The organism is Microbacter margulisiae, from assembly GCF_014192515.1.
GTDB classification, from domain to species: Bacteria; Bacteroidota; Bacteroidia; order Bacteroidales; family Paludibacteraceae; genus Microbacter; species Microbacter margulisiae.
In genome coordinates this window covers 856,290-876,661 of sequence record NZ_JACHYB010000002.1, presented here as the reverse complement: position 1 = coordinate 876,661, position 20,372 = coordinate 856,290, and the positions used below count along the sequence as shown (strand labels likewise).

The following is a 20,372-nucleotide window of genomic DNA, read 5'->3' as shown; positions in this document are numbered from 1 at the left end:
AAAAGATGAAAGTAGTCACATTTAAACTGAATCTGATTATTGTTGCGTTGATATTTTCTTTTAGTGCCGCAACAGCTCAAACCAATGTAATTAAACTCTGGCCCAATGGAGTTCCGAACTCAAAACCTGATCCGTCCTATAAAGCACAAATCGGTTCCAATCAGTACTTTACATGGGAAAAGAACATATCCGATCCTACGCTTGATTATTATCCTGCACCGGCAGACAAAGCTAACGGTACGGCAGTTATTATTTGTCCTGGCGGGGGATACAGTCTATTGGCCATCAAGCATGAAGGATCGCAGGTTGCAGAGTGGATGAATACGCTTGGTATCACGGCTTTTGTTTTAAAATACCGCCTGCCCGACTCGGCAATTATGGTCGATAAAACCATTGGCCCGCTACAGGATGCCCAACGGGCGATGCGCATCGTGCGCAGCCATGCGAAACAATGGAACATTGATCCCCACAAAATAGGTATCATGGGTTTTTCCGCTGGTGGACATGTCGCTTCTACATTGTCAACGCATTATAATCAAAAGGTTTATAAAATGAAAGATTCAGTCAGTGCGCGACCCGATTTCTCCCTTTTAATTTATCCCGTAATTTCGATGAGGGAAAAAATTACTCACATGGGTTCGCGTATTAATTTGCTGGGAGAGCATCCGGATTCGGCATTGGTACAGTTGTATTCAAATGAATTGCAGGTCAATCAGAATACCCCTCCGGCTTTTTTGGTACAATCGCTGGACGATAATGTGGTTCCAGTGCAGAACAGTATCGATTATGCATTGGCTCTTACGAAATATAAGATTCCCTGTGAGCTTCATTTATATGAAAGAGGAGGGCATGGTTTTGGATTGGCAAACTGGACACATGATACAGAATCATCCTGGCCGCAAGCCTGTATCAGATGGCTTAGAATGCATGGTCTCGTAAAGTAGGGACTATTGTATATTTTTCTAAAGATAGTACTGGCCTTTTGTCAGGAATAGGACATTCCCGGCAAGCTAAGAATGAGGAAGTCTTATTGTATGGAATATAAAATGGCTAATCACCGGATGAAAATTTCCTGCGTACAAAAAATTCTGTGAATTCAATTGGAAATGGAATAGCAAGAAAGTAGGGTGAATTAATTATACATGAAATTAGCTCTCAGAATTCATTTTTTTTGTTTTATGATGTTATTGGACGAATAGTTTATCGCACTTCAATATTAAACGGTATGGCGAAACTGTCATTGCTGTTACGTGAAAGTTGCTGTTAATCTTGTTTTTTCTTTTCCCTTACTGTATATCTTGTCAAAACTTCGTGGTTTGAAATTTATTGTTTAAGTTTGCCTCGTTAATACAATCTTATAGATATTCGCTGCTATTCATGTGGCAATATGCCATATTTTCAGTTGTATTTGATAATATCTATGTAACTTAAAAACACTATGAAGCGATTTGCAATTATTGTAGCCGGGGGGAAAGGAGTCAGAATGGGAACGGAACTCCCAAAACAGTTTCTGGAGTTGGATGGAATGCCTGTTGTGATGCGTTCAATTGAAGCTTTTGCCCGTTTTGACGCTGGTATGAAGATATTTGTTGTATTGCCTCAGGAACATTTTAATACATGGGGGAAGCTTTGCATAAAATATCATTTTAAAATACCCCATCAAATCGTACCGGGTGGAGATACCCGTTATGATTCTGTGTCGCATGCTGTAGAAATGGTGCAGGGGGAAGGTCTTATTGCTGTACATGACGGAGTTCGTCCGTTGGTTAGCATTGATTTGATTCAAAGATGCTTCGATGTGGCTGAAAAAATGGGATCAGCAGTTCCGGCATCTGAAATTGTAGAATCTATTCGTCAGCGTACCAACCATGGAACAAAAAGTGTCAATCGGAATGACTTTTTCACTGTCCAGACACCTCAGATTTTCAATTCCATTGTTTTAAAGATGGCCTATCGCAAAGCGCAACCGGATAATTATACAGATGACGCTTCATTGGTTGATTCATTTGGTATTGCAGTAAATATAATTGAAGGAGAGCGTCGGAACATTAAGATTACCAATCCGGTAGATTTGAAAGTTGCAGAATGGATTCTTTCGTTGGATAAAAAATAAACGAAATTTTTCAGCATTATGATAGTCCGTTATCTATCAGGATTGACGGTTCGTTCTGCTGTGATAAAGATGGTTGGGCTCAAGTTGTAAAATGGTTTTTGCTTAAGACATTTTCTTACGGCATGATTGATCTCAATACAAGCGATATTCAGTTTATTCCTGGCATTGGCCCCAAACGGGCCGAATTATTACGAAATGAACTGCAAATAAAGACAGCCGAAGATCTACTCTATTATTTCCCGTATAAATATATTGACCGAAGCCGGTTTTATTCCGTTGCCGAATTGCAACATGACGTTGGATATGTGCAACTGAAAGGGAGTATTGTCCATTTCTCAAGGCAGGGAGAAGGTCGTCGCCAGCGGTTAACTGCCCGTTTTGCTGACGGAACAGGGTCATTGGAATTGATTTGGTTTCAGGGGATTCAATATGTTCAAAAACAATATCAGGTTGATACTCCGTATATTATTTTTGGGAAACCGACTGTTTTCAATGGTCGGTTTTCTATTGCTCATCCTGAAATTGAGTCAGTTGACCAAAATACATTGCAGACAAATAGTATTTTGCAGGGTTATTATGGTACGACAGAAAAGATGAAATCTAATTTTCTGAATTCAAAGGCGATTCAGAAGATCATGTTTACATTGCTTCATAATCTGTTAGAACCAATTCCCGAAACACTTCCGTCATATTTGATAAAAAAATTCACTTTGATGCCTTTGCATGAGGCGATAAGCACTATGCATTTTCCTGTAAATGCACAGAGACTCTCTAAGGCAAAACAGCGCATTAAATTTGAAGAGCTTTTTTATATTCAGCTTTCTCTTTTACGGATAGCAAAACAGCGGGCCATGCAATCGAAAGGTTATATGTTTGCGCACGTAGGGGCTTATTTCAATACGTTTTATCATCATTGCTTGCCTTTTGAACTGACAAATGCTCAAAAAAAGGTAATCCGCGAGATACGAGCCGATGTTGGGAGTGGACATCAGATGAACCGATTGCTACAAGGCGATGTGGGAAGTGGCAAAACTTTGGTCGCTTTGATGGTGATGCTCATTGCAATGGATAATGGCTTTCAGGCTTGTATTATGGCCCCAACAGAGATTCTGGCAATACAGCATTTTGAGACCATCAGTCGTTTCTTGCAAAAAATGAATGTTACAGTTGGTTTACTGACAGGTTCTACGCGTAAGTCAGACCGGGTAAGATTGCATGAGCAATTACGGGCAGGGTCACTTCATTTATTGGTTGGAACCCATGCTTTGTTGGAAGATGAAGTACAATTTGCCAATTTAGGCTTAGTGGTTATAGATGAACAGCATCGTTTCGGCGTTGCCCAACGGGCTAAAATGTGGATGAAAAATGAATTGGCTCCTCATATCTTAGTTATGACTGCCACTCCCATTCCCCGTACCCTGGCCATGACGTTGTACGGGGATCTGGAAGTGTCTGTGATCGATGAGCTGCCTCCGGGAAGGAAGCCAATCCAAACGCTTCATTTTTATGAAAAAAGGAGAGGTGCGTTGTATCATTTTATAGAACAAGAAATTACGGCAGGACGTCAGGTCTATGTCGTGTATCCGCTTATTGAAGAATCGGAAAAGATGGATTTTCAAAATCTCACCGATGGATTCAATATGATTAAAGAACGATTCCCTAAGTTTAGTGCAGGTATGGTACACGGACGTCTGACTCCAACCGAAAAAGAAGCCGCAATGACCCAGTTCGCAGAAAGAAAAATACAAATTCTGGTTGCTACTACTGTTATTGAGGTTGGTGTCAATGTGCCTAACGCATCGGTGATGATCATTGAAAGTGCCCAACGATTCGGACTTTCACAACTTCATCAGTTGAGAGGAAGAGTAGGCCGCGGATGTGATCAGTCGTATTGTATACTTATGACTCCTTTTGAGCTCGGAAAAGACACCCGGAAGCGAATGGAGATTATGACCCGCACGAATGATGGCTTTGAAATTGCAGACGCAGATTTGAAGCTTAGAGGACCCGGAGATATTGAAGGAACGCAACAAAGCGGAATTCCTTTTACTTTACGTGTTGCCAATTTAGCCCGAGATGGACAAATGCTTCAATTTGCACGAAAAATAGCCATGGAAATGCTTGAGGAAGACCCCCTATTGCAACGTCCTGAACATACAATATTGAAAAAGCAACTCCAAAAAATGCAAAAAGGCACTATAGACTGGAAAAAAATCAGCTAAAAAAGGTTCACTAAATTTGGAGATATCATTTTTTATTTCTTACTTTGACCTGAAATTAGAATTATATCGAATTAGTATACCATGCAAAGAACACTTATTTTGTTGAAACCTAGCTCTATAGAGCGTGGTTTGGTTGGAGAAATTCTTTCCAGATTGGAGAAAAAAGGCTTACTTATTGTTGGAATGAAAATGATCCGCCTTTCGGACGAATTAATAGAAGAACATTATTCCCATTTAGTTAGTAAACCTTTCTTCCCTATACTCAAGGAAGCTATGCAAAAAACGCCAGTAATTGCGATGTGCGTAAAAGGGAAAGAAGCTGTCAGACTCGTTCGTGAAATGGTGGGACCTACAAATGGTCGTAATGCAACGCCGGGGACAATTCGTGGAGATTATAGTATCAGCGCTTTGAAGAATCTTATTCATGCTTCAGATTCATTAGCGACTGCACAAATAGAGATAGACCGGTTTTTTAAGCCGGAAGAACTTTTTGATTATAAAACGGTGATGTCAACTGCGTTGTATGCACCAGATGAACTGAATTGATAAACCCACAACGAGAGCTATGAAGAAAGTGATTTTTTTCTCCTTTATTTGGCTGTTTTCTTACGGATTTGCACCTCATGCTTTTGCTAAGAAAAGAGTACACGTAAGGCACCACTATTCGCATCCTCGACAATTAGCCGCTGTAGATGACGTGCAACGCCAAATTAATGCTTTAAATGCTTTGATGTTGCAAAAGATGCAACAAGAAGAGGATCCCAATGCTACTGAAGATGATTCGAATATTCCTGCCAGTGGTATTTACGAATCATGGACAAACAGTAGAATAAATCCATATCATATGCCTGTTTCCAAACTGCCAGATTCTGTTAAGATTGATGTTTCGCAGTTTGTTCCTCCTGTACAATCATGGATTACATCGCATTTTGGGTGGAGAAGTCGTTTTCATCGCATGCATTACGGAACGGATCTGAAGTTAAATATTGGTGATCCTGTTCGTTGCGCCTTTGATGGTAGGGTTCGTATTACAGGTTATGAACCGGGCGGATACGGCAACTATGTTGTTGTTCGCCATGATAATGGACTGGAAACAATTTACGGACATTTATCCAAGATACTGGTTCGTGAAAATGAATATCTTAAAGCTGGAGATGTTTTAGGATTAGGAGGTAGTACAGGGCGTTCCACAGGACCACATTTGCATTTTGAAGTACGTTATCTGGGTAATGCTATTAATCCGGAAAAGATATTTGACTTTGCAGATGGAACACCATGGCACGATACTTACGAAATCACTAAGCGCGGATCTTTTGATTATGAATATGCTCATTTAACTCCATCTTCTAATTTTAGAAAAAGTTTGGCCAGAGCGCATAAAGCAAAAAGAAGATACCACAGAAGATAGTCAGAAATTAATCATATTGAATAATAGAGAAGAAAAGGTTCGTGAGCTTATTGCTTGCAAACCTTTTTTTATCTATTAGTAGTTTGATTTTACCTAAGACGACTCAATATTGATAAATCCAATAGAAAAAAGGGAGCAATCTTGAGAAACAAATACAACCAATTGAAAAAAAGCGTACCTTTGTGCCGCTTTTCGAGAAAAAGCACTTAGGCTTTTATTTTATTTATTTAATTCAACAATCAATGGCAACGAAAATCAGACTACAAAGACACGGCCGCAAGGGATATGCCTATTATCACATTGTTATCGCCGATGGTCGGGCACCGCGTGATGGAAAATTTATTGAGCGAATCGGATCGTATAATCCTAATACAAATCCGGCAACGATTGATCTTAACTTTGATCGTGCTTTGTATTGGGTAAATGTTGGCGCAGTACCAACGGATACAGCTCGTAATATTCTTTCGGATGAAGGTGTCTTATTGATGAAGCATTTGCAGGGAGGCGTAAAAAAAGGTGCATTTGATGAAGTAGAAGCTCAGAAACGATTTGCTGCATGGAAATCCGCTCGTATTGCATCTGTGGATTCATTGAAAGACAAATTATCTGCTGAATTGCAAGAAAAAAGCAAAAAACGTCACGAAGAAGAAGTGGCAAAAAATCAGGTTAAAGTTGAAGCTTTGGCAAAAAAACAAGCTGAAGAATCGGCTGCGCTTGCTGCTAAGGCTGTTGAGGCTGCCAAAGAAGCTGCTGCCGCAGCTGCAACAGCATCAACAGAGGCTGCAAATTAAAAAAATAGCACTTTGTGCTTGTTGTTCTTCAAGCCGTCTATTCTCAATTGGATAGACGGCTTTTTACTTGCATCTGCTCTGTCATGGTTTTGCTGAAGTTGTCCAAACCCAAAAAATTGAGTACCTTTGAACATCATTAATGGTCTATCATAATCAGAAGATTGGATTTGGTTTCTGTCTGAACCATAAGAAATAACCAGTCTTGTTTCTTTTCAATATCAATTTTATGCTTACTACCGATCAGCAATACGATGTAATTATTCGTCAGTGCCGTGATATTTTTTCTAAAAAGCTGATGGATTACGGTAGTTCCTGGCGTATTTTACGTCCTGCATCAGTTACCGATCAATTGTTTATCAAAGCAAGCCGGATTCGTTCGCTTGAAACGAAAAAGGAAGCTATGATTGATGAAAGTGCTAAAAATGAATGGATTGCGATTGTTAACTATGGTGTAATCGGATTGATTCAATTGGCAAAAGGATATGCCGAAGAGGCTGATTTATCTCCACAGGATGCTTTAACTCTTTATGATTTTTATACTCAGCAATCCAAAGCATTGATGATGGCTAAAAATCATGATTATGGTGAAGCATGGCGCTCAATGCGTATTGCTTCATATGTTGATCTTATCCTAACCAAACTCTACCGTACCAAGCAAATTGAAGATAATAAAGGAAAGACTCTGATATCTGAAGGTATCGATGCAAATTATGCTGATATGATCAACTATGCTGTTTTCGCCTTGATCAAACTTGAATTTGAGCCTGACTCTGAATCAACAATTCAGTCTCCGGAATGATTATATATGCAAAAGACAAATAGCACGAACTTTTCATCATGAACTCTTTACTAACCAATTTGTTAAAAATTTTCCGCTGGTTACTTGGTGTAGTTTTTGTCTTTTCGGGTTTTGTCAAATTGATTGACCCGCTAGGTACTGCGTACAAATTTCAGGATTACTTTGCGGTGATGGGATTGGAGCGCTTGTCTGGATCGGCCCTTGTATTTGCGGTTGCGTTGTCTGTTATTGAATTATTGATCGGATTAAATCTACTTGCTGGTATTCGATTGAAAATTACAATGATCACTGCGGCTGTTTTTATGATAGTAATGACGCCATTAACGCTTTGGATTGCTTTGAAAAATCCTGTATCAGACTGCGGCTGTTTTGGAGATGCCTTGGTGATTGGCAATTGGGCTACTTTCGATAAAAACATAATCTTATCGCTGCTGGTAATAGCCATCTTTATTTTAATGCGTTATCATACAGTGATCTTAAAACCCAAGGCGGAATGGGTTTTAATGGGATATTCCCTGATTTTTGCCATGGCTTTTGCACATGTTAATTATCATTATTTGCCAATGATCGATTTTCGTCCTTACAAAATAGGAAAAAATCTTCCGAAGGAGATGGCTGTTCCTCCTGGAGCTCAGGCAAATGTCTATTCGACGACATTTACTTTAGAAAAAAATGGAGTGCAGAAAGAATTTTCCTTAGAGAATTATCCAGATTCGACGTGGACGTTTGTAGCACAACATACGCGATTGATTAAAAAGGGATTTACTCCTGCCATTCATGATTTTTCCATTCGCGATGCTAATATGAATGATCTGACAGACAGTATATTGAACTTAAATAAGTATCTTTTTTTGTTGGTATCATATGATTTGGATCAAATGTCGACAAATCATCTTGCAAGAATTGAACATATCTACCAGTTTGCTCAACAGAATCATTATGCTTTTTACATGCTTACGGGTTCAGCTAGTGACGTTATAGCTCATTTCCAGCAAGTCAACAAAGTCGGGTTTCCAATTTGTACTACTGATCCTACGACATTAAAAACAATGATACGTTCTAATCCGGGGTTGATACTTCTGTATCACGGGACGGTGCTAAATAAATGGTCAAACGATGCATTGCCCCGTTTGACAGATCCCCTAAGCAGCAATCCGAATGATGAGACACCTTCTATTCCTTCAGCCTGGGAGGCACTGGGCTTTGCGGTACTGTATATCATTCTGTTTTGGGTTATCCGCCTATGGCTTACGACTAAATATAAACAGTCAAAAAATAGTTATTATCAAACTACTAATTAATCAATCAAATGAGAAAAAACATTGTAGCAGGGAATTGGAAAATGAACAAAACCTTGCAGGAAGGACTTGAGTTAGCTAAAGAATTGAACAGTGCGTTAAGTGGCAAAACCACTAATTGTGATGTAATTATCGGAACTCCTTTTATTCACTTGGCTTCCGTAGCATCTGCGATAGATACCAAACATATTGGTGTTGCTGCTCAAAATTGTGCAGATAAGGCATCTGGAGCTTATACGGGTGAAGTTAGTGCAGCAATGGTGAAATCTACCGGTGCAGAATATGTTATTCTTGGACATTCTGAACGCCGTGAATATTACAGCGAAACCAGTGAAATTCTGAATAGTAAGGTGGCTTTGGCTTTAGAGAATGGATTAACACCGATTTATTGCTGTGGAGAAGCGTTGGAAGTACGGAATGCAAATACTCAAAATGATTTCGTAAAAACACAGCTTGATGAAACAATCTTCAACCTGAGTGCAGATGATTTCAAGAAAATTGTCATAGCTTACGAACCCATCTGGGCCATTGGTACTGGCGTTACGGCTTCGACTGAACAGGCCCAGGAAATGCTTGCTTTCATACGTAGTCTTATTGCTGCAAAATTTGGTAAAGAAATTGCAGAAAATACATCTATTCTTTACGGCGGAAGCTGCAATGCAAAAAATGCTGCTGAATTGTTTTCTCAACCGGATATTGACGGTGGCTTAATCGGAGGAGCTTCTTTAAAAGCAGCCGATTTTCTTACGATAATTAATGCTTTCTGATTATAAACTTTTCTGAGCATAAGAGAGGAGCATACGATATCGTTTGCTCCTTATTTTTTTATTTATTGGGTACTTTTGTTACCTTTAGTCCTGAAAAATATAAACAGACAGAGCGCTGTGAAAAGCTATCTTTGTCTGTTATTTTATCTGATTCGGAAGTATGATATCGTTAGAGGCATTGTTGGATCAATTGAATGAAAATCAAAAAGAAGCTGTTGTTTATAATGACGGGCCTTCGTTGGTGATAGCCGGAGCCGGGTCTGGAAAGACGCGTGTACTCACGTTTAAGATTGCTTATTTATTGTTGAATGGATATCATCCTTCCACAATCTTGGCTTTGACATTTACCAATAAGGCTGCACGTGAAATGAAACGACGTATTGCAGATTTGGTAGGGCATGAACGTGCCCGATGGCTTTGGATGGGAACCTTCCACTCCATCTTCTCCCGAATGCTGAGAGCCGAAGCAGAACGAATTGGATTTACCAGAGATTTTACGGTGTACGATGCTTCTGATTCCCGTAGTGTCCTGAAATCAATCATTAAAGAGATGCAACTGGATGATAAGGTGTATAAACCCGGATTAATTCAAAGCCGTATCTCGTATGCCAAGAATAATTTAATTACAGCTTCTTCATATGAAACATATGCTGATCTGTTAAAATCAGATGCAGCTCAACGGATCCCGCAATTTAGCCGCATTTATGCCGAATATGCCTATCAATGCCGTAAAGCAAATGCAATGGACTTTGATGACATGTTGCTCTACGCCAATATTCTTTTCCGTGATTTTCCGGAAGTCTTGGACGATTATCGGAGCCGGTTTCAATTCATTCTGGTTGATGAATATCAGGATACGAATCTGGCACAGCATATCATTGTAAAACGTTTGGCTGAAATCCATCAGCGTATAGCCGTTGTGGGGGATGATGCGCAAAGTATTTATTCGTTCCGTGGCGCAAATATTGATAATATTCTCCAGTTCAAAAGCCAGTTTCCTAATAGCAAACTGTTTAAATTAGAGCAGAATTATCGATCGACACAAAATATTGTTGCGGCAGCCAATAGCTTGATTCAGAAGAATAAAGCGCAGATTCAAAAAAATGTATTTTCAGAAAAGAATAAAGGGACACGAATCCAACTGATATCAGCGCTGACAGATACGGAAGAAGGATATTTGGTGGCAAAAGAAGTGGCTGACCTTTATTATCAGGAACATGACCCATACAGCGACTTTGCCATTCTATACAGGACAAATGCTCAATCCCGGAATTTTGAGGAGGCTCTCCGTGAGCGAAATATTCCATATCGGATTTATGGTGGACTGTCATTTTACCAACGAAAGGAGATTCGCGATGTATTGGCCTATTTCAGGCTAATTGTAAATCCTTCTGACAGTGAAGCCCTGAAGCGTTGCATCAACTATCCTGCCCGTGGCATTGGCGAAACAACTATAAACAAGGTTAGCGATTCTGCCAGACAGAATCAGGTATCTCTATGGTCGGTCATTGGTGATCCTCAGTTTTTTCAATTGCCTGTAAATAAACCAACAGCTCAGAAGTTGCTCAATTTCCATGATATGATTTATTCGCTGTCAGTCGAAGCCCAAAAACTGGATGCATACGAACTGGCAGTAAAGATCATCAAAACGGTAGGAATTAATGAAGACATGCTGGAGGATAATGCTGTGGAAACGCTAAGCCGGCGTGAGAATATTCAGGAATTGCTGACAGGAATTCATGAGTTTTGCGAACAAAAAGTGAATGAAGGTGAAACGCAAATTGGTCTGACGGATTTTCTATCTGAAGTTTCTTTGTTGACCGATCAGGATATGGATACCGCCGAATCAACGGATAAACTTACCATGATGACCATTCACGCCGCAAAGGGATTGGAATTTCGTAACGTCTTTATTGTAGGAATGGAAGAGGACTTATTCCCGTCCGGTTATGTCTCTTCCGACCGCGAACTTGAGGAAGAACGGCGATTGTTCTATGTTGCTTTAACCCGCGCTGAGGAACGTTGTTATATCAGCTATGCAAAAAGTCGATTTAAAAACGGGCAGTTGAACTTTACCCATCCAAGCCGCTTCTTATCAGATATTGACCAGGCTTTGATTGATCTGCCAGCTGATTTCCGCCAGGCGCATGTTGAGCAACCCAAGCCGCTGGAAGTATATAATAAGAATATGCCTCCGCAACGTCCATCAATGTCATCCGGGCCTGTTTCTTCCTGGAAACGGTTAACACCAGGCGCATCCAAAGAAGAAGCATCTTCTGATACCGTATACCAATCAGGTGGAGGCGTGACAATTGGAAACAAGGTCTATCACGAAAAATTTGGCACAGGAGTCGTTCTGGCTTTGGAACAAATGGACGGCAACTGGAAGGCTAACATCGATTTTGGAGATAACGGCACACGTGCTTTGCTTCTCAAGTATGCCAAACTCAAGATTTTGGAATAACTAATTGTGAATATTGCGTCATTAGAATAATCTCCATCCCAGAGAGAGAAAAATGACATGTCCGCTGTTGCTGGTGCTGAATGTTTGTCCGTTTAATGTGAATGATGTAGCCGGTGAGAAATAATGGCAATAATCCACATTAATACTTAAGGCCAGAATATCGAATCCTGCACCGAATTGCCATCCCCAGTTCCCGCTCTTGACCTGTTGGGTAAGGCTTGAACTAAAGGATCCCCAGCTATTTGTTTGTGTCATGGAAGACCCCGCGTTGAGAATAAACCGGGGACCGGTAGTTACATGCAAATTCAGGACTTTCAAGTCAATGAGTTTGTATCCTAACAATACAGGTACTTCTATTGTATTGGATTTGAATGAGCTTTGCAGGGGTGTATTGTCTACATACACGGTTTGGCTGGCTTTCTTAAAATCGAAGAGTACCTCAGGCTGTAGATAGAGTTGCTTGGCTCCGATCCGCATCCATCCTCCAACTTGTACACCATTCGCAAAGCCTGATTTTAATTCGTTGACTACATTACTGGAAAGATTTAAATCTTTCATTTCGTTATAGCCGGAAGCTGCTTCATATCCGGCCTTTACACCGATGCTTAACATTTGTGCAAACAAAAGTTGTCCTGAGAAAAGGATAAGACTGAGGATAATAAGCTTTTTCATGACAATGTGATTTATATTATTTCAATATGTAAGGTATGCGTGCTACGACTGACATACTGCATTGGTAGTAACATGTCTCTGTTGGAACATGTGTTTTCAGCTTAAAAATAGAGTTTTTATAGTTCTATATTTCAAAGATAGATAGATCCAACCTCAAATGCATCTCCTTTGTTGTTATTTAACGAATTAGATTGGTTTGAATGATTGGTCTCTACCTGTTACAGCTCACGTTATTACATCAAACAGGACTAACATATTGTCACAAAAATGGATCTTTCTGGTGAGGAATATTTGTCTATAAATCGTGCTTAGGGTATACAATTCCACACTGCGCTCTGATGGCATCCATCATTTCCATTAATTGCAGGCTATCGGTCCAGCTCCATAGTTCGCTTTGTGTCTTTCCGGCCAGGATACAAGCTGCTGCCTCTTCCGCTTCGTATTCATAACCATTCCCTTTTATGTCGAATGAATAGATCTTTTCGCTTCCATCCAGATAAGTTGCTTTTATGTTGCCCGGGGCGAACCACACATGTTCGAGGGTAAGTTTCCCTTTTGTGCCAATGATTTCGGCTACAATAGGTGCTTCTCCCATAAATGAGGAATACATGACGGCAAGCACATCCTTGTCATATTTGAATGTATAGCTGCTGCTATTGTCACCTCCCTGTTCGCTTAGGCCTGCCATAGCTGTAAAACTTTTCGGTTTCCCCAGTAGAAACAGGGACAGGAAAATATTATAAATGCCAATGTCTAAGATGGCTCCACCACATAAATCAATATTGAAATGGCGATGTTCCGGCCCGTTTACCGATCTTATGGAAAAGAAAGCGGTTAATAGTTTTACTTCGCCAATCTCCCCCGCATCGACGAGTTCTTTTGCTTTAATAATATTGGGCAGAAAACGGCTCCACAGGGCTTCCATCAGGAATAGGTTTTCCGCTTTGGCTTTTTCCATCATTCGTAGGGACTCTTTACGATTGACTCCCATCGGTTTTTCGCAGAGTACATGTTTATGATGATTGAGAGCAAGGATGGTATTTGCTTCGTGCAGATTGTGTGGTGTCGCAATATATACCACATCAACCTCGGGATCACCTATGAGTTCTTCGTAACTTCCATACGCTTTTAATATCTTAAATTCAGAAGCAAACTGAGTTGCTTTCTCTTTGTTCCGGGATCCAACGGCTATCAGTTCAGAGTTTGTTACAACTTGTAATGCCTGGGCAAATGTGTGTGCAATTCGTCCCGTCCCTAAAATTCCCCATTTGACGCGTCGATTTTCCATTGTATATAGGTTTATATCATAAAATCAGATTGACTGTCATGCGTTTCAGTGATTGCTCAAAATTGCTGCTGAAACCTTCGCAAGATAAGATGTTTTTTCTGAAAAGGCAAGGGAATAATGCTCTGGTTTTTAATTGCCAGAAGATGGTTATGACGGTTCTCTGACATAATTTTGCTTCCTGTTGTCACGATCTTAAAAGAGGATTATGAATGGGACTGCCTAATATTTAATTGTTGTCTATAACTATTTATTTCATAGCTAATCCTATATTTAGCTATAGATATCTCATAATATATTACTATGAAATATCTATGGGTTATCTATGGAATAAGTATGGAATATATATGGGTTATTATATATGAATATGTGATTAAAAGTTTAGGAAGCAGAATTATAATGTTTTATTGAGATTCAAAGCAGAGTGAACCACTCGCAGAGCTAACGCCCTGTTTTATTGAGGAACCTACGAAAAGGCATAATTTTATTGTATAGGTTGATGTTTAGCTATATATTCGGTAAAGGTCATGAAAACACAGTTTTGTGTTTTTGCTTGATCAATGACCGTAGCTAAACGCGAGGTAAAAGGATCTCCCGAATGGGTACAAATATAATGGGGAAGTCCAAATTTAGCTTGGTGTAAATCAACAAACTCCCAAGGGTGAAAGTAGATGACTGCATATCCATCATGTTGTAGTGTTTTTGTCAATAGTTTGATATACAGTTTGACGGGCATATTATGAAGGGATAACCAAAATAAAGGAATCCGCAAATATGGGGTTACAGAGGCAGGAATTTGCCATAGATTTTCATTCCGAAAAATTGTGCGCGGCTGGAAATAGTGGTTATAGCGTCCGGGAAGAAAAGTTGGATTAAGCGACGAATCGTAATGATAACCGGCTTTTTCAATTTCGTTAGGGGCGATTTTCATCATACGAGCCATACGGAAGCCATAGACAGGATGCTGTGTGATAAGTTCAAGTGCTTGTTTGGAATCGGCTAAATCTGTTAGCGTAAAGGTAGAATGTGAAATGCCATGAGAAGCCACTTCATGTCCGGCATTTACCATTTCGTTTATTAAATCAGGGGCATATTGTGCAAATCTGACAGTACAAAAAAAGGTCGCTTTTATCTGTTTTTGCGTAAGTAGTGCGAGAATTTGCTTTGTTCCTTGTATGGAAGGTATCATTTGCTCTTCAAAAGATAGGGATTTCCCGTATTCATTTGGTGTATCAAACTCTTCAATATCAAAGCTTAATAAAAGGTGCATAAAACCGGTGTATAATCTTATTGATGATCAGGGATGTTTGTTTTTCTAACTATATACAAGGGTCTGTGTTTTACCTGTAAGAATATTTTCCCAATATAAAGTCCAATTGTCCCCAAGATAGTAAGTTGCATCCCTCCAAAAAAAGCAATTGCAATAAGGATTGATGCCCAGATAAAAATAATATGTCGATGAGGTTGAAAGCTAATAATTACGAATGGAATAGCCAAAATTGCCAGCAGGGAGATGGTTAATCCTAAGTAAATTGCTGCATATAATGGTCTGATGCTTAATGATGTTATGCCATTGATTGCCAAAAGGAACATTTTTCGAAGTGAGTATTTTGTTTTTCCCGAGAGCCGTTCATTGGGTTCATAGTTTATAGCAGTTTGCTTGAATCCCAACCATGGAATTAAGCCACGAATAAAAAGATCATTTTCGTTAAACCCGGTGAATATCTCGACTACACGTCTGTCCATCAAGCGAAAATCGGCTGTTCCTTTCTCAATATTGACTTCTGCCAGCCAATTAAAAATGTGATAATATATTTTCCCTGATTCCTTTTTTACTAAAGATGTGTTTTGATTTTCTATACGTCTTGTATAAACAATATCATAACCTTCTTCCCATTTTTCAATTAAACTATTAAGAAGATGTGGTGGATGTTGCATGTCGCAATCCATTGTAATGACACAATCTCCGGTAGCATAATCGATCCCGGCTTTCAATGCGTTTTGGTGTCCAAAATTACGGGAGAGCTCAAGATAAAAGACATGTTTGTCTTGTTGTGCTATCTTTTGTATTTGAGTTAGTGTATTATCAGTGCTACCATCATCTATAAAAATAATTTCGTATTGATACCGATGATGTGGAAAAAAACTCTTTATTGCAGTCGTTAAGGGAGCAATATTATTTTCTTCATTATAAGCCGGGATAACAATACTGATTGTTTTCATGTGATGTTATAGGTTTTATGTTTCAAAAATGTAGTTTCATAAACAATTGTAAACCATATAATTGTGCATGGAAGAGCTAAGAGCGCATACGGAAACATGTAGTGGTTGCGCAAATAGGCAGGAAACAGGTCGGATGACGGCATGCTGGTAAACACGAAGGCAAGTGTTAGCAATATCCATTGCCACCTGGTGATGGAGTGTGGTTGGATAACAAACCATATTGCAACTCCAACTATGCCGATAATGAATGTGTTCGGTTCGGTGCTGGTGCTAAACAGGACGGTGAAAAGCAGTACTGATGCCAGCGTGAGCATTTGGAATCCTGCTTGACGATAGCGATTAAACTGTAAATATGAGACCAGGAATAATATTGCTCCAACAGCCAGCATGGGGAAGTTGGACCATTCAAAGTGTCCTGTTGTCTTGCGAATCATCCCCATGACGGACATGTCCTGCATGAGTGAGAATGTATTTTCCCTGTTTTTTAAGATGAGTTCATGCCCCCAGGCAGCGTATTGGTTGAGGATGTATTCGGGAGAGGAAATTACCATAGGCAAAGCTCCCAGAACAATGAACCACACCATCAACCAGCCAATGAAGCGCAGTTTGCGCCTGGAGAAAAACAGGAAAGCAAGCCCGACAATGCCATATAGTTTTACAAGCGTTCCGATGACAATGAATAGTGACGCCCATATCTCTTTTTCTTTGCGGGTACTTGTCAGGGTGAGTATAATCAGGGCTACTATGGCAATATTAAACTGAACATTGGTAAGGGAAGTGAATAGTGAGTTGTAAGAAAACCAGAAAATAACAGCATGTTGCCATTGTTTGAGCGGTAGTTGCCGGATTGCAGCAAACAGAAGGAGCGCAAGCGAGGCTTCCCACAACGGCACTCCCAACCAATCGGGAAGCAAAGCAAACGGAGCTATGATAACGCCAAAGAGAGGGCCATAGTTATTTACATCTTGATATAGATGGGGATAGGGTGGAAATAGAGGTAATTTCTCTACTACATGCCAGAATACATATTTGTATATGAGATAATTGTTGTGTACACTGTGAGTCACTACTCCTTTTATAGCAATAAACAATCCGGTTCCAATCCATACAATAAGGCTAGTCCGGTAATCTTGCCAAAATGATCTGTTTAGTAATTTTGATGAGGCTGTTTTGACGCTTTTTAGTAGTGGATTCATGAAAGATTTATATGGGGATTGAATGAGATATGTTATTTAATATAATCTCTAATTAGCTCTACAAAGATATTGATGTTTGTTTAACTGTTTAGTTAAATTCGTGTAATTATTGAGATTTTCTGTCCTCCGTTGTCTTAATAATTATTCCTTTAGAATTCTACAAGATAACGCATCTTCTGACTGGATTTAATTTGAGGGAATGTCCATTCTATTCTTTGTAAATTACAAAGATGTTGATATTTATAGCAATGTTAGTGTTAAATAATATTATAATGCTTGATACCTCTTTTGATTTACATTACCTTCGTAAGCAAATACTCGCAAACAAAATGGCACGCAAAACGACTGAAGTAAGGCAGGATGAGATAAAACAGGCGGTATTAGAGATTATCTTTACTGAAGGATTGAAGTCTTTATCGACAAAAAATATTGCTAAACATATCGGGATGAGTGAAGGTGCTATTTTTCGTCATTTTGCTACCAAGCAGGATATCCTTTTGTCAATTTTGGAAGATGTTCAACGTGAGTTAATAAACCAGTTACGTGAAGTCGCCGTATCATCATTGTCCCCCGATGTAAGACTGGAGAAATTTTTGTGTGTAACAATCCGATATTTGGCCGAAAAAAGAGGTATTACCCTGTTATTATTCTCGGAGGCATTGCATAGCGACGATTCGGCTTTGAAAAGCAGTTTGCAGCAAATATTTAATATTCAGCGGAATCTGGTGAGTAAAATTATTCTTGATGGGGTAGCGATAGGGATGTGGGATGATCAGGCCAACATTGACCGTGTCCCTTTAATTTATCTGGGCATTCCTGTTACCTTAAATATCGAACTGGCACTCAATGGTGGTCTTTATTATCAGACTGATTTTTGCAAGCAAATGCTGGAGCTTTTGCTTAAGATGTTGCGGAAATAGTTTTCGAAGTAGTTGCTGTTGAGTAACTACTTACATGTAAAAAGATTTGAACCTATCCACTAATTTCTTTTAGAAACGTCATCATCTTATAATTTATCATTTAGATGGTAAGTTGTATTTTTTACCGTTTTTCTTTCCCATCAACCAAAATCTTGATATAACTTTATTTTTTAGTGCATTGTGGTTATTATGTGATGAGCCTGACTCAATATCGAATATTTTGCAGTGTCTTATGTGTTAATATATAAAAATATAATTGCTTCATATTTTTACCGGCTTGTATAGAATTCATACGCTTCCTGCCGGGTAAAATAAGTGAGGTATGATCAAGATCGTCATAATCCATTCTTTGAAATATTTTATCGCGACATGGTTTTGTGTATAAATATATGCTGTGTTGTCTATCTATAGCAGGTTCAAAAGTGAGTGTCAATGTTTAATTTAGTATTTAACTTTTTTGCTAAGTTGATATAAATAAGGAGAGTATCAGAGATTAATAAATATCAAAACGTGGCTATTTTGATTCAAAAAATGTAATACCGGAATGAAAACACAAATGAGTGAATATATTTGCTGTGCTTTGTCTCTGTAAAGTTGGTTCATGATATATATTGTAAGTACATACTTACAATGTTTCATCCGGATATTCAATTTTCTAAATATAAACGACGATGGGAACTATTAAGCAAGTGATTTTCAAAGAAGCTGTGAATCAGGTGATAGCTAACAGGACATTACGCAGTGTAGCTGTCAGACAATTGGACAAGTATTTGTACAATAGCATTATGAACCTGGGGAAAGAGCAGCTACATCAGGAGAAGCTTGATCAGTTTGCCTTTGCAAGCGGCATTTTACATCAGGCAAAGAAGAATCTGGATAAAAGGGTGATTAACCCAAATGTGGTAAAGAAGATGGCTCAGGTATTTGTAGGTGATTCCTATAGCCCCGACCGTTATGCTACGCTAAACACTGCCAAAGAAACTTTCAAGGAGAAGCATGGCGAGTATCCTCCGACTTTTCTTGTTTTATCACCGGGCAAAGGATGTAATCTGCATTGTGTAGGATGTTATGCTTCGGCTGACTCTGCTATTGCGGAAAAGCTGGATTTTGAAACTGCGAGACGTATTGTCAAAGAAAATCACGACCTTTTCGGAAGCCGTTTTATGACTATTAGCGGGGGCGAACCGTTCATGTATAAAGATAGCGGAAAAACGTTGCTCGATATATTTGAGGAGTTTAATGACACGTTTTTTCTGGTTTACACAAATGGAACCCTGATCAATGAAACTATTGCCGGAAAATTAGCGAAACTTGGGAATGTGACTCCCGCTATTTCGGTTGAAGGGTGGGAAGAACAGACGGATAGCAGGCGGGGGAAGGGCATTTATAGCCATATTTTGAAAGCAATGGCTAACCTAAGAAAAGTAGGTGTTCCTTTTGGTATTTCGGTGACAGCCACCAGTCAAAACTTTGATATTTTGATGCAGGACGATTTTTATGATTATTTCTTCAATGAAGAGGGCGCGACTTATATGTGGCAGTTCCAGTTAATGCCTATCGGCAAGGGGAAGGATGTGGTCGATCTGATGATTCAACCTGACCAACGGGTCAAGTTATATGAGAAATGGTCTACACTGCTTAATGAAAAACATTATCCTATTGCTGATTTCTGGAATTCCGGTTCTTTGTCGAGCGGCTGCATTGCTTATGGACGCTTTGGCGGCTATTTCTATATTGATTGGAATGGAAACGTAATGCCTTGTGTATTTGTGCCTTACTACAAAGATAATATTAAAGATATTTATGCAAGCGGGAAGGATCTGGGAGATGCCATTCAATCTAAGATGTTCAGGAATGGAAGAGCCTGGCAAAACAAATACCGCTTTGATGATCCTGAGCACCGGGGGAATGGTTTGATGTCCTGTTCGATTCGTGATCATTATGACAATTTTAAACACCATATTTTGACGCCGGATGCAAAAGGTGAAGATGCAGATGCAGAAGCCGTATTGAGTGATCCGATGTATGAAGCCATGATGAAAGATTTTGATGACGAATTAAGCAGATTGACAGACAAACTTTTTGAAGAGAAATATCTGAAATCGGAGAAGAACCTTGTCAGTCATGAAGTAGATCAATAGGATTTACTCCCATGAGGTTTGTATTTTTGAGGAAGTATGGGCGATAGAGAACGACGACTCCCCCTGCAACAGA

At 39.4% G+C, this 20,372-nt stretch carries 17 protein-coding genes; 12 read left to right on the top strand and 5 right to left on the bottom strand.

Going from position 1 to position 20,372, the window contains the following annotated elements:
• The first annotated feature begins 5 nt into the window (after positions 1-5).
• From FHX64_RS12715 to FHX64_RS12670, 10 genes are all read left to right on the top strand, one after another.
• On the top strand, positions 6-944 hold the full coding sequence (locus FHX64_RS12715; protein ID WP_183414201.1) for an alpha/beta hydrolase: 939 nt from the start codon (positions 6-8) through the stop codon (positions 942-944).
• 494 nt (positions 945-1,438) lie between these two features.
• Positions 1,439-2,113 (top strand): 2-C-methyl-D-erythritol 4-phosphate cytidylyltransferase, encoded by a 675-nt coding sequence (locus FHX64_RS12710; RefSeq protein ID WP_183414200.1) that lies wholly within the window; start codon positions 1,439-1,441, stop codon positions 2,111-2,113.
• Between the two features lie 122 nt (positions 2,114-2,235).
• Positions 2,236-4,335, top strand: coding sequence for an ATP-dependent DNA helicase RecG (gene recG, locus FHX64_RS12705; protein WP_183414199.1), 2,100 nt, complete (start codon positions 2,236-2,238; stop codon positions 4,333-4,335).
• An 81-nt stretch (positions 4,336-4,416) separates the two neighbouring features.
• Positions 4,417-4,881: a nucleoside-diphosphate kinase gene (ndk, locus tag FHX64_RS12700; protein WP_183414198.1), complete on the top strand. Its 465-nt coding sequence runs from the start codon at positions 4,417-4,419 to the stop codon at positions 4,879-4,881.
• A 19-nt stretch (positions 4,882-4,900) separates the two neighbouring features.
• A complete protein-coding gene (locus FHX64_RS12695) occupies positions 4,901-5,743 on the top strand; it encodes a M23 family metallopeptidase (RefSeq protein ID WP_246392470.1) in 843 nt (280 codons plus the stop codon).
• A 242-nt stretch (positions 5,744-5,985) separates the two neighbouring features.
• Positions 5,986-6,534, top strand: a complete 549-nt coding sequence (locus FHX64_RS12690) for a 30S ribosomal protein S16 (RefSeq protein WP_183414197.1) — start codon at positions 5,986-5,988, stop codon at positions 6,532-6,534.
• Between the two features lie 226 nt (positions 6,535-6,760).
• Positions 6,761-7,333 carry a DUF1599 domain-containing protein gene (locus FHX64_RS12685; RefSeq protein ID WP_183414196.1) on the top strand — a complete coding sequence of 191 codons (573 nt, stop codon included), beginning with the start codon at positions 6,761-6,763 and terminating at the stop codon, positions 7,331-7,333.
• 38 nt (positions 7,334-7,371) lie between these two features.
• Entirely contained in the window at positions 7,372-8,634 is a 1,263-nt protein-coding gene (locus FHX64_RS12680) for a BT_3928 family protein (protein ID WP_183414195.1), read from the top strand.
• Between the two features lie 8 nt (positions 8,635-8,642).
• Positions 8,643-9,398, top strand: coding sequence for a triose-phosphate isomerase (tpiA, locus tag FHX64_RS12675; protein ID WP_183414194.1), 756 nt, complete (start codon positions 8,643-8,645; stop codon positions 9,396-9,398).
• 160 nt (positions 9,399-9,558) lie between these two features.
• Entirely contained in the window at positions 9,559-11,862 is a 2,304-nt protein-coding gene (locus FHX64_RS12670; protein WP_183414193.1) for an ATP-dependent helicase, read from the top strand.
• Positions 11,863-11,883: 21 nt separating this feature from the next.
• Here FHX64_RS12670 and FHX64_RS12665 read toward each other — a convergent pair whose 3' ends face one another.
• The 5 genes from FHX64_RS12665 to FHX64_RS12645 form a co-directional block, all read right to left on the bottom strand.
• Complete coding sequence (locus FHX64_RS12665) at positions 11,884-12,534, bottom strand: porin family protein (protein WP_183414192.1); 651 nt, start codon at positions 12,532-12,534, stop codon at positions 11,884-11,886.
• A gap of 295 nt (positions 12,535-12,829) precedes the next feature.
• Positions 12,830-13,822, bottom strand: a complete 993-nt coding sequence (locus FHX64_RS12660; protein WP_183414191.1) for a Gfo/Idh/MocA family protein — start codon at positions 13,820-13,822, stop codon at positions 12,830-12,832.
• Positions 13,823-14,303: 481 nt separating this feature from the next.
• Positions 14,304-15,089 carry a polysaccharide deacetylase family protein gene (locus FHX64_RS12655; RefSeq protein WP_183414190.1) on the bottom strand — a complete coding sequence of 262 codons (786 nt, stop codon included), beginning with the start codon at positions 15,087-15,089 and terminating at the stop codon, positions 14,304-14,306.
• Between the two features lie 17 nt (positions 15,090-15,106).
• Complete coding sequence (locus tag FHX64_RS12650) at positions 15,107-16,042, bottom strand: glycosyltransferase family 2 protein (protein WP_183414189.1); 936 nt, start codon at positions 16,040-16,042, stop codon at positions 15,107-15,109.
• Positions 16,039-17,238 carry a glycosyltransferase family 87 protein gene (locus FHX64_RS12645; RefSeq protein WP_183414188.1) on the bottom strand — a complete coding sequence of 400 codons (1,200 nt, stop codon included), beginning with the start codon at positions 17,236-17,238 and terminating at the stop codon, positions 16,039-16,041. Before FHX64_RS12645 ends, FHX64_RS12650 begins: the two co-directional genes overlap by 4 nt.
• A gap of 272 nt (positions 17,239-17,510) precedes the next feature.
• Between FHX64_RS12645 and FHX64_RS12640 the strand changes: the two genes are divergently transcribed.
• Positions 17,511-18,158: a TetR/AcrR family transcriptional regulator gene (locus tag FHX64_RS12640; RefSeq protein WP_183414187.1), complete on the top strand. Its 648-nt coding sequence runs from the start codon at positions 17,511-17,513 to the stop codon at positions 18,156-18,158.
• Between the two features lie 671 nt (positions 18,159-18,829).
• Positions 18,830-20,299: a radical SAM protein gene (locus FHX64_RS12635; RefSeq protein WP_183414186.1), complete on the top strand. Its 1,470-nt coding sequence runs from the start codon at positions 18,830-18,832 to the stop codon at positions 20,297-20,299.
• Positions 20,300-20,372: the final 73 nt, after the last annotated feature.